Below are 15,161 nucleotides of genomic sequence, written 5' to 3' on the forward strand. Positions count from 1 at the left end.
TGCCGACAAGAGTATCTTAAAAGGCTTTCCCAGATTTCTCAATTAACAGGAGGAAATTGAATATGGCTAAAATTAGTGATTTTGTTGAAGATGCAGGCGCTCCCGGTATTATAGTCGGAATTGGTGCAGTCCTCTTAGCACCTGTTCTGCTGCCCATTGTCGCTGGAGTTGGTAAACCCTTCGTCAAGTCAGTCATCAAAGGCGGAATTGGTCTTTATGAAAGAAGCAAAGGAACCATTGCAGAAATGGGAGAAACCTGGGAAGACATGGTAGCCGAAGCCAGAGCTGAACTTGCTGATGAAAAAGAAACACCCGTATTTGAAGCTAGTGCCACCAATGCGGATAATGTCGCCGATAATGGTGCGTAATTTCATCTGCCCATTAGCAAGTTAAAATCTTTGCCATGGGCAACTTCCAATTACCAAAATATCAAATTAGTAAGGTGCGTTACGGTATTCCACCTAACGCACCTACGAAAATAGCAAAAAAATTGTAGGTTGGGGAGCCACTGCGTTGCGCGGGTTTCCCGCGTTGTAGCAAGTGGCGTTGGAGGCTTTGCCAAAGCCAACATTCTGATATATGTTGGGTTGCGCTCCGCTTCACCCAACCTACGTCTCTCTCGCTCCTCTTATTCCTCTGTGTTCTCTGCGTCCTCTGCGGTTCGTTTTTCCTTAATTTTTGACAATAACAAACCCACAACAAAGAATCCACCTTCATACAAGTCAAAAAGGCAGTTGTATGTTGACAAATGGTTATAGCACTTACAATAAAATGCCGGAAATTATAGACAAAACCAGCTTCAAGACATCACCACAACCTATATCTACAAAAGTTGTAAGTTCGACTCCTGGAAGATTGCGGTTGAGAGTGGCTCATTCCCATCGTCAACCAGAAAAAATGCAAAGCATCGCCAATGCTTTATTAGCAAATCCTCACATTAATCAAGTAAAGATAAATGTCCATCATGGCAGTATTGTTATCAATGACGATGGTAAAGATGGGAGTCTAGAAAATGTGCTAGCAACACTTAAAGATTTAGGAATAATTTTTGCTGATGTTACCGAGGGTAACACCGAGGCAGCAGCAGAAGTCTCATCTGCGCTTGTTGACTTAAACCAACGTGTTAAACAGTCAACGCATGGTGCTTTTGATCTGCGAATTCTTTTCCCTTTGGGATTAGCTAGCCTTTCACTGCGACAATTACTAAATAAAGGATTGCAGTTAGAAGTTATTCCTTGGTATGTTTTAGCATGGTATGCTTTTGATAGCTTTATTAAGTTGCATAGAACTAGCCAAGAAGAATCAGCAAATGAGTAACCAAAAAGCTTAATTTATCTGCCAAATTTTGATGGTTTTATCAGAACTAGCACTAGCCAAAAATTGACCATCATGGCTAATAGCAATAGAGTTTACTGCCCCTGAGTGTTCTGTGATAGTTTGCAGTAACTCTCCCGTCTGCAAATGCCAAATTTTGATGGTTTTGTCTACGCTACCGCTAAAGAGAATTTCTCCATCAGGACTAACAGCTAAGGCTCTTACCTCTTCTAAATGTCCAGTCAAGGTATGTAGCACTTTATCTGTAGCCAAATGCCAAATTTTGATAGTTTTGTCTGCACTACCGCTAAAAAGAATTTCGCCATCAGGACTGATGATTACTGATTTCACCTCAGCCGAATGTCCGTTGAGGGTGCGTAATGGCTCTCCCGTGCGTGGATTCCACAGCCTAATTTTGTTGTCAGAACTACCGCTAGCAAGGATTGTCCCATCGGGGCTGATAGCAGCAGCATTAACTGCGAATGAATGCCAAAGGGTAGAAATGCGATTGCCTTTATGCAAATTCCAAATTTTGATTTTATTACTACCACTAGCAAGAATTTGCCCGTCAGGACTGATTGCGATGCAGTTAACCGGTTTTTGATGTCCTAACAGAGTGTGGAGGAGTTTATCAGAATTGAGATTCCATACTTTGACATTACTTCTGGGATGTTGGCAACTACCAACGGCGAGATAATGTCCATCAGGACTAATCGCAACAGAGGATATTTTGCCTAAATCTTCTGTGAGGGTGCGGATAAGTTTGCCGCTTTTAAGATTCCATATTTTGATAGTTTTATCTGCACACCCGCTAACTAAACTTTCACAATCAGGACTAATGACGACAGATGTCACTTTTTCTGAATGTCCAGTTAGGGTATGGCTGAGAACGATATGTTGTAGTGTAACTTGGTGTTTGAGGTTGGCGACGCAATTTAAAATTTCTTCAACATCAGCAAGACTCTGACTATCACCGACTGCGACAAAATATTCTCTTAACTTTTTGATATATTCTTCATCTTTAACGGTGACGGCTGATTGCATTGCCTGAAGCGGGTTTGTAGAATCCTTTAGTGATATTTGGCGTAGTTGTAACCATGTATTCACAGAATAATCAAGTTGTTCGTTTGCCCAAGAACGTAGTTTACCGCCGTAGGCATCGCTTAAATGGCATAAACTCTGGGCTAATTGTAAAGCCAATTCTGGAATCCAGTAACAGCGCTCATTTTCCAGAGCTTGGTAAACTTGTTTGTAACCAGAGGCAATAACCCCTACTGATTGTAAATCAAAAGTATCTGACAGCAAACTCGGCAGCAACTCTGGTAGTAGCGGAGGTACACCACGATCAACCAGGTGGTAAATATCTGCTACCCAACCTGCAACCAAACAGTGATAGGTAATCAAAACCTGGCAAAGTTTTTCATAATCCTGACGATTGACTTGATATTGTAAAGATAACTTACTAATATCAATTCCTTTTTTATGCCATTTTTCTACCTTTTCTAAAATTTCTAAATTTATCACATTATCTTTTCCAAGCTGATTAATTTCCTCTAATTTTTCTCCTAATGCTACAAGTTCATCTCTAATTTCCTTCCATTCTAATGCCCGCCTTCTAGCAGATTCTTCCAGAATTTCTCGATAAGGTAAACGAGCAATTGTTTTATAAAAATAATTGTCTTGCCCTAAACCCCAGTAGGCAATCCTAAAATTTAAATAATCTCCATCATTTTCGCACTCTAAAATCAAACTTGGCTCTGTTTTCAACATTCCAAACAGAGCTTTAATACTTGATTCACTGTGAAAACGTTTACTATCCCAGGCTCCTGCCAATAACTCTGTTGGTCTAATTTGACTGTGTAAAGAGTAATCTTTGTTGAGAAAATCTCTTAATCCTTCAGCTAACATTAACTCAAATTTAAAAATATTTTCATCTTTACGATCGCCAAATTGGTCAAAATCTACTTGAGGAGGAGCGATAAAAATTTTAAGTGGAGTGTATCCAGAATTGGTGTGGTCTAAAATTTGTGAAGGGTATAATCTTAAGGGCCAGCTATCAAAAATTTTATTGACTTCTGGTAACTTAAGCGCTGTTTCTCGCTCTTGTGCGACTATTCTTAATCGTGTTTGGTGATTATCGGCTACTAATTGCTGTTGGAAAATTCTTGCTTGTTCCAAATCTTTAACATCACCGCTTTTTTTATTTGAAGGATTTAGAACTTTGAGTATTTCAGGAATTGCCTCAATCGGTTCATATTTACTCAGTCCTAAACTAGATTTATTTCTATTTTGTACTAGCTCTGCAACAACAGGTGCAAACTCTAGTACCAGTTGAATTAGTAACATTAACCCTTGCTGCATAAACACATACCTAGAAACTAATTGAAGAAGAATTCAGAAGTCATAATCAAGACGCTCTCTACAAGACGCTGTACTATCCGCTTTTTCGGTCAAAATTTAGAATGAATTTTGATTCCTGACTCTTGAATTCTGTTTTGATAAAATAAATAAGCAAGGCTTACATGAAATCAGGGTAATACTTTCATCCAGCAAATTCATACATAGCCTTGATGTTACTACTTGAGAGTATAGTAACTCAAACTTAAGACATGAAACTCGTTATATGTCAATAAATCTATGTAGTTAAATCCCTGTAAATTAAAATAAACATAGTATTAAAGAAACTTAATCAACTTGATAGCAACGAGAACTAGATTCACTACTGAGATAGATTTCTTCACTCAAAAAAATAGGTATGACTAGAGTAGAGTTGTTCAATAAAGCGCTCTCTTAAAACATCAACAGATAAGTTTATCAGCCTGGTTGCGTTTTTTGTTTGCAGATTTTGATTTTATTTTGCCAACTTATTTAGTAGCGATTAAAATGATTTCTGGTTAAGAGTAATTAGCTCTAAAAAGCTGAGATTTACTATAACTCATGAAAATGTCTTTTAAGCTACTCGGCATTTAATTTGTATAATTAGGGCGGGCAAGATGCCCACCCCACAAGACTTTTATTTAATTTGATTATTTAACCTAGATGCTTTTCAGCTCACCTAGCCTTCAATCAAAGAATTTTATTATCAATAACAAATGGGTACTCCTCACTGTCAAAAACTTCTTAATCAAACCCATTGGGTTCAAGCAATACATACTGCTGTTAAGGGAAGAGCTAGATATAGAACCCATTTGACATCTAAGAAGAGGCTGCAAGCCTCTGAAGCATTAGCCGAATGAAACAAAGATTAACCTTGGCAGTTGCATTATCTAGAGTTCTCTCAAAGTTCTTAACGAGAATTTTGCATCTCTCAATCCAAGCATTTGACCGTTCAATTACCCACCTCGCGGCAACCGGAACAAACCCAGATTTCCCTAATTCTTTGTTTTGTTGTTTTGATGGTTTTGCCGAAAGTTCAAACCTGATTTTCGTCATCATTTGGGGATAAACTTTTTCTAGCTCCTCCCTCAAATACTCAGGGTGATAACCGTGGTCTAGCAGAATGGTGATTTTGGGAATATTGACGGGTTTTGACTGGAAATAATCAATGTTTTTAGTCAACATCTCAATCAAACCCCTATCATCAGATACATTTGCTTTAGTGCAATGAGTAAAGAAGGGAAACCCCAGGGTATCAACGGCTAGATGTCTTTTAATGCCATTTGTCGAGAAAGTAGAAACAATACCCTTTCGATGTAATACTCGCATTACAGGTGTTTTTCACCGCTTGAGAGTCGATAATTATCAGCGTCGTCCACTTAGCTTTTTTTTTACCTGTTCACGCACTCGTCCATGTAAAACTCTCATCAATTCTTCTATCACTCCTTTGGCCCGCCACTGCTTGTAATGCCAATATACAGTCGAGTAGGGGGGCAAGTCCTTGGGTAAGTCTTCCCAATTGCAGCCATTCTTTAGTTGATAGAAGATGCCATCTAAGAGTTCTCTTTTTGTCCAGTTGGCGGGTCTAGTCTGTTTCTTAGCAGGCAATATAGTCGGCAGTAGGGGTTCGAGAATTTCCCATTCTTCGTCTGTTAGGCTGCTAGAGTACGGCATGGCTGCTGGATATGTCTTTTGCCGTCACTCTACTTCAATACAGTAAAAGATGTCAAATGGGTTCTATAAAGTAAATGGGCTTTATCATTCAGAAGCTCTCAAAAGATATCTTGAATCGAGATTATTAGAGGATAAAATAATCTCGCAAGCTCGTGCTAATAGTTACACAGGGAATGTACTTGTTATTTTTCATCCAGATGAAAGTTTAAATGCGAACGCCGAAGGCGGGTCTTCGACCATCGCATCGTTTATCCAAGAAATTGTCTTAGATTATCGGAAAAAAGTCAGTAAATCACTTGGTACTAGTAACTTGTATTCCTTTGGCACTAAAGAAAATATTGGTTTCGTTGGGGGTAATAATCGAAACATATTTAATTCAGCCGTACTGTCTCAAATATCTATGCAGCGACAATTAAACCAAACGGCCAGTCAACTTATTCCGGTTGTTTATGCCCTTGTATGTGGCACTGCACTATTATACGCATATAATCTTGACGAAGCCATTTTGCTCTTGATCCAGAAGCTGCATACACCACTGCGCGATCGCATCATGCTTGGTATCACTTTTCTAGGCGATCCCCTAGTAATGCTGATATCTTCTTTGGGGCTGGCGATTAGTCCGTTATATTCTAATCGTCGCAGGCAAGCAACTATCTTGGGTATCGCTGGAGTCGGTGCAATCTTGCTAAATTGTTTAATGAAAATATTTTTTGGTAGAGCGCGTCCAGCACTGTGGAAGCATATTATTAATGTCGGCCAACACAGTTTTCCTAGCGGCCATGCAATGGTTTCAATAGTAATTTACGGTTTTACTGGCTATATTCTGGCAAAGCAGTTTCCTGAATGGCGCTTTTGGATTTATGGCTTGACCGTTTTCTTGGTTGCTGCGATCGGTTTTAGTCGGCTTTACCTGGGAGTACATTGGCTGACTGATGTGACAGCTGGCTATGCCGCAGGTTTGGTGTGGTTAATTGCCTGTATCCTGATTTTGGAATCGGAACAGTTAGAAGGGCGGTTAGAAACCGCGTCTACACAAACAAAACCCACCTTCGTGGGTTAAAAATATTAATTTTCTCTTAGTCCGCGCAGACGGACTTTGTTTGTGTAGCCGCGAATTCCATTCGCCTAGGCTTAAGTTGACACCAATGACAACTGTGCTACCTTACCAATGCACAAATTATTTTGGATAATTTATTTATTGGAAATCCTTCACTGATAACTGTTAATAATAGCTGCCAGATTTCCGATGCTCCAAAGCAGTGATACCATCATTTTCCAACACTTCACCGTGATTAATAACGGCATAAATTAACCATCTATCGCCACATTCAAGCTGATTTTGCACCGTACATTCTAAATAAGCTAATGCCTCATTCAAAATCAAACAACCATTATCAGCAGTTTTTGTGGAAAGATTTGCAAAGGGATTATCGCCTAAAGTGCTATGACGAGAAAAATAGCGTCGCACATTTCTTCCTTCTTTGAGGATATTCAGCACAAATTTATCGCCAGGATGATGCATTAACTCTGCATTCTGCTCGTTAGCTATCGCAATCATAATTCCTGGCGGGTTAAAAGTTGCCTGAGATACCCAAGAAGTTAAAACCCCTTTGTGAGTTTCTTCATCAAGAGTTGTTACAACGCACAGAGAACCAACGATTCGCCCCACCGCTTGTTCGGTACGATCTACATGGGTTTCTGTCACAATCTGGCGAGAACTACGCAGCTTTTTAGTTTTCTTCAAGTTTTGGGCAAAAAAAGCACCTGCTTCTTCACATTGCTGAAGAATTTCAGGAGTAGGGCTAAAACGCACCCGAATTGTTTCAAACCCTAGTTGATAATTTGCATCTTTGAGCTTGCTTTCGATTAAATCTATTGCTTCTCCACTCCAACCGTAAGAACCAAACACCCCTGCTAACTTAGTTTTAGCCGCCACCGAGAGGACTATTCCTAAAGCTGTTTGAATTTGAGTCGGTGCATGACCGCCTAAAGTGGGTGAGCCGATAATCAAACCGTCGCAAGTTTCGACAATGCGGTTAATTTCGGCAGAATCAGCTAATTCACAGTTGATTGATTGTACATTAACTCCATTTTGAATCAAACCTTGTGCGATCGCATTCGCCATAATTGCTGTATTTCCATAAGCAGAAGCATAGAGCAAAGCGACACTCAATTCTTGAGATTTTTGTCCTTGACACCATTGACGATAATCATAAGTAAAACGGCTGAGGCTGTAACGAACAACCGGGCCATGTGCTGGGGCATAACATCTGGCTCCCAAAAGTGACAATTTATCTAAGGCTACTTCAACTTGTTTGGCTTGGGGCGCATGGAGACATTCAAAATAATAACGACGTTCCGCATCTAATCCTTTCCAATCTTCATCAAATAAAGGATCTTCGCAAATATGAGCGCCGAAAAGTTTGTCTGTGTAGAGAATTTTTGTTGCAGAATCATAAGTACAAAGTCCATCCGCCCAACGGGGAGTTGGTACGGTGACAAATGATAGAAGATGTCCTTGTCCTAAATCTAGAGTATCCCCCGATCGCATTCCTTGAATAGGTGATTCAAATTCGGGAAAAGCGGTTTTGAGAGCATTGGCGGCGGGGCGAGAACAAATTAGAGTAGCTTGAGGAACCAGAGAGAGCAAAACTTGTAAGGTTGCTCTACGATTTGGGTTGACATGACTGAGAACAATGTAATCTAGGGAAATGAAATCTAGATGTTGTGCAAGTTGCTCAAGGTAAATTTCGGTAAAAGATTCGCCGGGAGGATCAATTAAAACCTTTTTATCAGCTTGAATCAGATAAGAATTTGCCGTAGTTCCCCGTTGGCGGGAATACTCCACCTCAAATTTTAATCTGTCCCAAGTCCGCGATCGCAGAATCAGAGTATTTTTACCAATTTCAGCAACTTGGACATCTCTGCTATGGTTGGGCGTTAATGTTGCAACAGACATAATCTTTTAATTGGGAATTGGGAATTGGGAATTGGGAATTGGGCACAAGAGACAGAGGGGGAGGGAGCAGGGAGCAGAGGGGAAAGAGATTAATTTTATTATTCTCTCCCTTGCCCCCTGCCCCCTGCTCCCCTGCTTCCTATTAATGACCATTAGTTTGTGTTAATTCAGACTTAACTTTGCTTCTATAGCGTTTAGATACTTCTTGTTCTGGGTCGATACCTTCAAAGGTCGGGGGTAGCCAGACTCGGAGAAATAATAGTACTCCTAGGACTAATAAAAAGGCACAAGTCGCTAAAATTTGACTCCAATTAGTTTCTAGAACACCTTTAACAATGACTTCTCGCAAGGCAGAAACAATGGAAACTTCAACAGCTACGCCAATAGATACTCGATGTTCCTGTAGGTAAATAATCAGTAGTCGAAATAACTCAACTAAGATAAGTAAAAAGAGAATATCGGCAGTAACAGCATGGAAATCTAGAGGTGGAAGTAAGGAGAGAAACATATCTCTCACCTGAAGCACCATGAAGCTAAATAAACCGATACACAAAGAAATCACAATCACATCTTGGATAAATTCCAAGGTTCGCACGACGCGCCCCCGATTGATTTCATACATTGTAATCGGAGTATTCTCAACAGATTTATACATAGTTTTCTGTGATTAGTGAGTGAGGAGTAGACGCGATTAATGGCGTCTGTACAAAAGTAGGGAAGCAGGGGGCAGGGGAGCCTAATGACAAATGACAAATGACTAATTAGTAATGATTGCCAATTTTGCGGTGATGGGCGGCGGTAAGTGCATCTAGCTTGGCAACTCTTCCAGTTTGAACTGTGCTATAAATTACCCAATGATCTCCACAATCCATGCGGCTAGTGATTTGACATTCCATGTAAGCTAAGGCTTCAGCTAAAACGGGCGATTCATTTTTAGCTGGATATGTCTTCACGCCCGCAAATCTGTCTGCACCAGGAGCAAAACGCTTCAGGAAATGTTTCATTAATCCTTGATATTTGCCTTCTTCTAAAACGTTTAGAACAAAGCGATCGCCAACGTGCATCAAGGATTCAATTGCTCGATCTTTGGATACTGCGATCGCAACTCCTAAAGGCTCAAGACTGGCTTGTGTCACCCAAGAAGCCAACATTGCACTCTGAATTTCTCCTTTTTTGGCGGTGATGATGTATAATCCTGTGGTAATCCGCCCTAAAGCTTTCTCTAACTCAGTATTGATAGATTTGATTTGTTTAATGGTGCGATCGCGGTTCAACCATTGACCCAAATCGGTTCCAGCTTCATCACAAAGCTGTTCCGTTGCTTGAGTAGGAATTTCCTTAACTAAAATAGGTGGAAAGGCTTCAGTTAATCCCAGTTCTTGAAACTTATTACGTAAAGGATAAATTGGTTCATCTTCTCCACCTCCCGATTCTAATAAACCAATTGACTGCTTTTTGTGAACAGCAGCTAAAATAGTGCTTAAAGCCACTTGAATCATCACCGAAGATTGGGGTGGCATTGCAATTACTAAACCAGAAGATTGTGCCACTAATTCTCGAACTTCTTGAGGCTCAGAGCTATTAAGAGGAACTAATTCTACCGATGCGCCTGTTTTTGCACATCCATGAGCTATGGTACGGACTAACTGCTCGCTATGCCCGTAATCTTCAACATAAAATAGAGCCACTAAAGTCTCTGTCTTCGCTTGTTCTAAACTCCAGTTTTGATACCGTCCAAGCCATTCGGAAATATAGTGTTGCAATAAAGGGCCATGTCCCGTAGCAACTGTTGTTATTTTTAACTTTTCAATCCGTTTTAAAGCTGCCAAAACAGAGCGGGCATTAGGGCCCATGAGACAATCATAATAATATTGAAAGTCTTCCTCAAGTAAGGTGAGATTTTCATCATAAGTGTGGTCATCACAGTAGTGCATCCCAAACACATCACAGGTGTAGAGAGTGCTAGTTTTGTAGTCATAAGTAAAGATTGTGTCAGGCCAGTGTAAGTTAGGTGCAGAGATAAATTCTAATTCGTGCCCGTTGCCTAAATCTAATCGTTCTCCACTTTTCACCTGCATTGATTTAAAAGGCTGGTGAACCATATTTTCTAAAAATTGAATAGCTACCTTAGCACCAACAACAGTAATAGAAGGAGCTAATTGCAAAATATTTTTTACTAAGCCACTGTGGTCTGGTTCTGTGTGGCTAATAATTAAGTAATCTATTTTAGTTGGATCAATTAATCCCACCACTATCTCAAGATATAATTCCTCAAACTTGCGGTGAGATGTGTCAACTAAGGCAACCTTATCTCCCTGAATTAAGAAAGAATTATAAGTCGTACCATTCCGTAGACCAAACTCGACATCAAAACGTTCTCTATCCCAGTCTAGACAACGAATAGCAGTTGTTTGAGGAGCAATTTCAACAGTTTCAACTGTCAAACGTCCTGGGTTGGGAGTAACTTGAGTGGGCTGTATAAGTGCGACCATTTGTTTTCTCCAAAAAGATTGTTATATGAAGCGAGCGTTATGTCTCTTATATTTACCTGAAATACTCAATTAGTAAAATGCCAATTTCTAAAGCTAATCATCAGAAAGTTTTATTCATTATTTAGATTGATTTACCATTGAATTACTCAATGTTTATCATCAATAATGAATGTGAGAAAATGTAAATAATCAGTTAGAATAGTTCCGCATGTCGTTAATATTTTTTCCTCCTCCCATACAACAAATCAACAGCGAAATCATCCATCGCGCTGGTGTTTATCTGTATGTACTACGCCTGGATCTCATGCACCCGTGGGTTAACGGCAATAAGTGGTTTAAGCTGAAATACAATCTTTTAGAGGCCAAGGAGAAATATCTTACAACGCTGCTTACTTTTGGCGGCGCTTATTCCAATCACATCTATGCAACTGCGGCGGCTGGTAATCTTTTCGGTTTTCGTACCATTGGTGTAATTCGTGGGGAGGAGAGGCTACCACTAAACCCGACACTGAGTTTTGCTATCCAACAGGGTATGCAGCTTGTGTACATGAACCGCGAAATGTATCGACAGCGCAACACACCAGTAATACAGGAATATCTGCAACAACGCTTTGGCGAAGTTTTTGTTATTCCTGAAGGTGGGAGTAATTTAAATGGTGTGCGCGGCTGTACAGAGATCATTGGTGATGCGATGCTTACGGCGGTCACTGAGCGCAGCCGAAGTGCTGGCTACGCCTACGCATTTGAGCATATATGCGTAGCCTGCGGTACGGCTACTACACTAGCTGGTATTGCGCTTTCGTTACATCAAGGACAAAGAGCGATCGCTTTTCCCGTATTGAAAAATGGCGCATTTCTCGCACAAGAAATCGAAAGTTTATTGACAAATTACCTCACCTCTGGTTTACCTACACCATCTAACTCTCCGGCTTCCTGGGAATTGATGTGTGATTACCACTTTGGCGGCTATGCAAAGATAAACGACGAGTTGCTAGTGTTTAGCCAACAGTTCAGGGAGGAACATGGCATACCCCTTGATTACGTATATTCCGCCAAAATGTTTTACGGTGTGATAGATTTACTAAAGCAGGGATTTTTTGGTAAAGGCGATTCGTTGCTGCTGGTACACACAGGAGGCTTACAGGGCAACGTTGGTATGGAAGAAAAGTTGCAGAGATTTTCTAAAATATAAGTTGCCACTTAATTAAATATCAGTTACCTTTGTATGGAATTTTACTGAATAAGTGAAATTCACACATCAATCTTGATATTTACTTAATGTTAGGTAAGGTTAATTCAATGTTTACATCTACTGAACGCATAAAGCCAGATGCTCAGAGTATTCCTCTCTATTTGGAAAATCTTCTCTCACATAAGTATCAAATTCCAACTTTTCAAAGAGATGTTGTCTGGGAGAAAGAGAATGTAAAAAAACTTTGGGATAGTATTTATAAGTTTTATCCTTTAGGAAGTATTCTAATTTGGAAAACTAATACAAAGCTAGAAAGCCATAGAGAAATAGGTGGTATAAAATTTGCTGATAATTTTTACTCTAATGAGTACCAGTACATTTTAGATGGACAACAAAGAACAACTTCTTTATTAACATCAATACATGGGGGTAAGATTGCTAATAACGAAAATTTTGATCCAACACTATATATAGATTTGACTATTGAACTTACTGATGCAACTGATGACACAAGCTATGCAAAAAGGTTTTTATTTTGGGACGAAATCGATGATAGAGATAGTCAGCTAAAAGCAAATATTGGAAAAAAACAACGTTATCAAGATAAACTAATTGTCAGCTTAATAGCAGAAATGTTGAATGCTGATACAAAACTTTACATTATTAGTTACACTAAGTCTCAAAAGCTTAAATTAGTCAGCAAAACATCATCTCCTCAAACCAATGAACATAGCTGATTTTCTGACACATACAAGATTGAAGATAGCGGAATTTATCTAATAGTGTATGTCCCCATTGTTCGGGAATAGATAAAAGCTGTAAAATCAGATAGGCTATCAAGCTCACGTAAATTTGTATGGTAATACCATTGACGTTTTTGGTAATGAGTTTGTCAAGTTTTAAGTGCATCTTTAAAAACTTCCACAACAATTCAACTCCCCAACGTAATCGATAAATATCCCTAATTTCATCATCATGAACAGCTGCATCTCCCGACTCTGGTAAATTAGTCACTAAGCGAAACTCGGTTTTTGTCTCTAAATCACAGAAATTAATTACTCTATAAGCTTGAGCATCATCAGATGCACCAACTTTGACCAATCCATTTGAGCCATCAAATTCTAGTTTCCAATTGTTTTTTATCCGCAAAACAAAATATTTGTTTTCTTGTACTAATTCTTGGATAAATTTTAATCCAGCAAAACCCCTATCCATTACTCCAACAGCATTTATTGGGAGACTAGACATCATTTTGGAACCAAATTTATAATCATGGTCATGTCCAAAATTGATGAAGTTATCTTCTGGGCTTCCTGTGGAGAGATTTAAGGAACTAAACAGCTTGACTTGATGATGACCTAGTACCCATAACAATTTACTTGTGAGAGTAATAATTGTTGAATCTATTGGACAAATTGCATATTTATTGTGTAACTTTTTTTGAACTTTCTTCTGTACTAATTCATTTAATTTTTGGTAAATCTCTTGAAAAGGTTTTTGGCTTCGATGTAAATTTGCTTTAGAGAAAGTAGAAATATCTACCTCAAAACAATTGTTATTTAATCTGTTAAACAAATCTCGCATACTTGTTAAGCTGTTATCCAGGGCATAGGATAGCCAGCACTCAAAAAACAGACGACTGTTCAATACTGGATAATCGTTTTTTGGCAGGCTTTTCAGTATATCTTTGACAATTTTGGGAAATGAATTTATAATCACAATCAAACTAATATATTTTAAGCCTTAGCCCAAAACTACCATATTTTGGGCTATTTTTATCGGATTTTTCTTAACATTCAACACTTCTGGCTTAATAGATATAATTAAAGACCGTGGAGAAATAGAAAGAAATATTTATGTAAGTGTTAATGGAGAATTCGATCATCCTTACATGCAACAATTTAGGAGAATTAGGGAAGTTTTGGCTAGTTACAAAATTTCCTTTATTGAGTTAAGAGGTATTGAAGTTGCGGAAGTTTGTCAAATATTTGAGCGGATTAATCAAGCTGGCAAACCCTTGGATATCTTTGATATTGTAGTTGCTAAGACTTTTCGTTCTGAAAATAAGACAAATAATATTTCTGGGTTCTATCTTCGGGAATTATTTGATAAATTTAAAAAAACTATTTCTAGTAGTCAATATGCCAATATTGATAATTGGACATTGCTCCAGATGCTAGCTGTAGTAGTAAAACTTGAATTTCCCGAAGCTGGTATACAAAATATTACTGATATGTATCTTAATAAACTAAAAACAGAACATATTGAAGCTGTATGGTCTAATTTTAAAATAGCCGTTGCTAAAACTTTTGATTTCTTTGATAATATTTTGCATATTAAAGGTGGAAGATTAATCCCTTACCGATATTTATACCTGACTATTACAGCATACTTTTATCGGAATGATAAACCAGATTATAGTTTTTTAAATAAATATTTTTGGTATTATAGTTTTCATAATGCAGATTTACTAACAAACACTACTCACCTCTGGGAACATATATACTTTGTTAATCAACAAAAGGCTAATACTACTTACTCATTCAATAAATTTGATATTGATAAGAATTTGATAAGAAAATCTTTCTACAGTTATAGAGGTCGCTTATCCAGAGCAATACTATCACTTTATGCAAACCACAGGCCGCAAGATTGGGCAAAACCTCATAGAGATATTTTGTCTGATGTTTATTATTTGCTAACAGATAAGCCTAACTTGCACCATATATTTCCAGTTAACTTTATTAAACAGAGTGGTATTGCTAGTCAAATAGAATGTGACAGCTTGATGAATATTGCCTATCTGTCTCAAATAACTAATTTGCAAATTAGCGATAAAAATCCATTAGATTATCTCAAAGAATATGACGATCCTACTTTAGAAGCAGTGCTACGCTCTCATCTTATACCAACTACTATTCTTGAATGGTCAAAAGCTGATGCACTTCCGGAAAATGCCCTAAGCATTTTTATTGAAGAAAGGATAAACCTCTTATTAGAGGCTTTGAGCTTGAAGTTAGAGGGGATTGAATTTAATGTTTTTGATATGGGTAATCGCACAAATACTTAATATTTATCCCTAAATGAAAAATTTTCTATAAAAGAGGCATTACTGGATGAAAATATAAATTAGTCTCAGACACTCGCTTATCTG

13 protein-coding genes are annotated in these 15,161 nt (G+C 38.5%); 6 read left to right on the forward strand and 7 right to left on the reverse strand.

Features of this window, described 5'->3' with window-relative positions:
* Window positions 1-62: 62 nt before the first annotated feature.
* Together FBB35_RS15870 and FBB35_RS15875 are read left to right on the forward strand one after the other, a co-directional pair.
* Window positions 63-368 (forward strand): DUF5132 domain-containing protein, encoded by a 306-nt coding sequence (locus FBB35_RS15870; protein ID WP_163929371.1) that lies wholly within the window; start codon window positions 63-65, stop codon window positions 366-368.
* A gap of 370 nt (window positions 369-738) precedes the next feature.
* Window positions 739-1,317, forward strand: a complete 579-nt coding sequence (locus FBB35_RS15875; protein WP_174710456.1) for an HMA2 domain-containing protein — start codon at window positions 739-741, stop codon at window positions 1,315-1,317.
* Window positions 1,318-1,326: 9 nt separating this feature from the next.
* On the opposite strand, the gene FBB35_RS15880 is transcribed toward FBB35_RS15875, so the two are convergent.
* The 3 genes from FBB35_RS15880 to FBB35_RS15890 all read right to left on the reverse strand — a co-directional run bounded on the left by FBB35_RS15880 (window position 1,327) and on the right by FBB35_RS15890 (window position 5,364).
* A complete protein-coding gene (locus tag FBB35_RS15880) occupies window positions 1,327-3,675 on the reverse strand; it encodes a WD40 repeat domain-containing protein (protein WP_174710457.1) in 2,349 nt (782 codons plus the stop codon).
* Between the two features lie 834 nt (window positions 3,676-4,509).
* The gene (locus tag FBB35_RS15885) at window positions 4,510-5,019 is read right to left on the reverse strand and encodes a transposase (protein WP_254625599.1); all 510 of its coding nucleotides are present in this window, start codon (window positions 5,017-5,019) and stop codon (window positions 4,510-4,512) included.
* 36 nt (window positions 5,020-5,055) lie between these two features.
* Window positions 5,056-5,364 (reverse strand): transposase, encoded by a 309-nt coding sequence (locus tag FBB35_RS15890; protein ID WP_174710258.1) that lies wholly within the window; start codon window positions 5,362-5,364, stop codon window positions 5,056-5,058.
* A gap of 49 nt (window positions 5,365-5,413) precedes the next feature.
* Here FBB35_RS15890 and FBB35_RS15895 point away from each other — a divergent pair, with 49 nt between their 5' ends.
* Window positions 5,414-6,424, forward strand: coding sequence for a phosphatase PAP2 family protein (locus tag FBB35_RS15895; protein ID WP_254625956.1), 1,011 nt, complete (start codon window positions 5,414-5,416; stop codon window positions 6,422-6,424).
* 162 nt (window positions 6,425-6,586) lie between these two features.
* On the opposite strand, the gene FBB35_RS15900 is transcribed toward FBB35_RS15895, so the two are convergent.
* The 3 genes from FBB35_RS15900 to FBB35_RS15910 form a co-directional block, all read right to left on the reverse strand.
* Window positions 6,587-8,323, reverse strand: a complete 1,737-nt coding sequence (locus FBB35_RS15900; RefSeq protein WP_174710458.1) for a diflavin flavoprotein — start codon at window positions 8,321-8,323, stop codon at window positions 6,587-6,589.
* 142 nt (window positions 8,324-8,465) lie between these two features.
* A complete protein-coding gene (locus FBB35_RS15905) occupies window positions 8,466-8,978 on the reverse strand; it encodes a phosphate-starvation-inducible PsiE family protein (protein ID WP_174710459.1) in 513 nt (170 codons plus the stop codon).
* A gap of 106 nt (window positions 8,979-9,084) precedes the next feature.
* Window positions 9,085-10,815 carry a diflavin flavoprotein gene (locus FBB35_RS15910; protein ID WP_174710460.1) on the reverse strand — a complete coding sequence of 577 codons (1,731 nt, stop codon included), beginning with the start codon at window positions 10,813-10,815 and terminating at the stop codon, window positions 9,085-9,087.
* Window positions 10,816-11,023: 208 nt separating this feature from the next.
* Here FBB35_RS15910 and FBB35_RS15915 point away from each other — a divergent pair, with 208 nt between their 5' ends.
* Window positions 11,024-12,007 (forward strand): 1-aminocyclopropane-1-carboxylate deaminase/D-cysteine desulfhydrase, encoded by a 984-nt coding sequence (locus FBB35_RS15915; protein WP_174710461.1) that lies wholly within the window; start codon window positions 11,024-11,026, stop codon window positions 12,005-12,007.
* Between the two features lie 107 nt (window positions 12,008-12,114).
* Window positions 12,115-12,744 (forward strand): DUF262 domain-containing protein, encoded by a 630-nt coding sequence (locus FBB35_RS15920; RefSeq protein ID WP_174710462.1) that lies wholly within the window; start codon window positions 12,115-12,117, stop codon window positions 12,742-12,744.
* On the opposite strand, the gene FBB35_RS15925 is transcribed toward FBB35_RS15920, so the two are convergent.
* The gene (locus tag FBB35_RS15925; protein ID WP_174708137.1) at window positions 12,704-13,726 is read right to left on the reverse strand and encodes an IS4 family transposase; all 1,023 of its coding nucleotides are present in this window, start codon (window positions 13,724-13,726) and stop codon (window positions 12,704-12,706) included. The genes FBB35_RS15920 and FBB35_RS15925 overlap by 41 nt on opposite strands.
* Window positions 13,727-13,928: 202 nt before the next feature.
* On the opposite strand from FBB35_RS15925, the gene FBB35_RS15930 reads away from it, so the two are divergent.
* Window positions 13,929-15,077, forward strand: a complete 1,149-nt coding sequence (locus tag FBB35_RS15930; RefSeq protein WP_174710463.1) for a hypothetical protein — start codon at window positions 13,929-13,931, stop codon at window positions 15,075-15,077.
* Window positions 15,078-15,161 lie beyond the last annotated feature (84 nt).

The organism is Nostoc sp. TCL240-02 (assembly GCF_013343235.1).
GTDB lineage: Bacteria > Cyanobacteriota > Cyanobacteriia > Cyanobacteriales > Nostocaceae > Nostoc.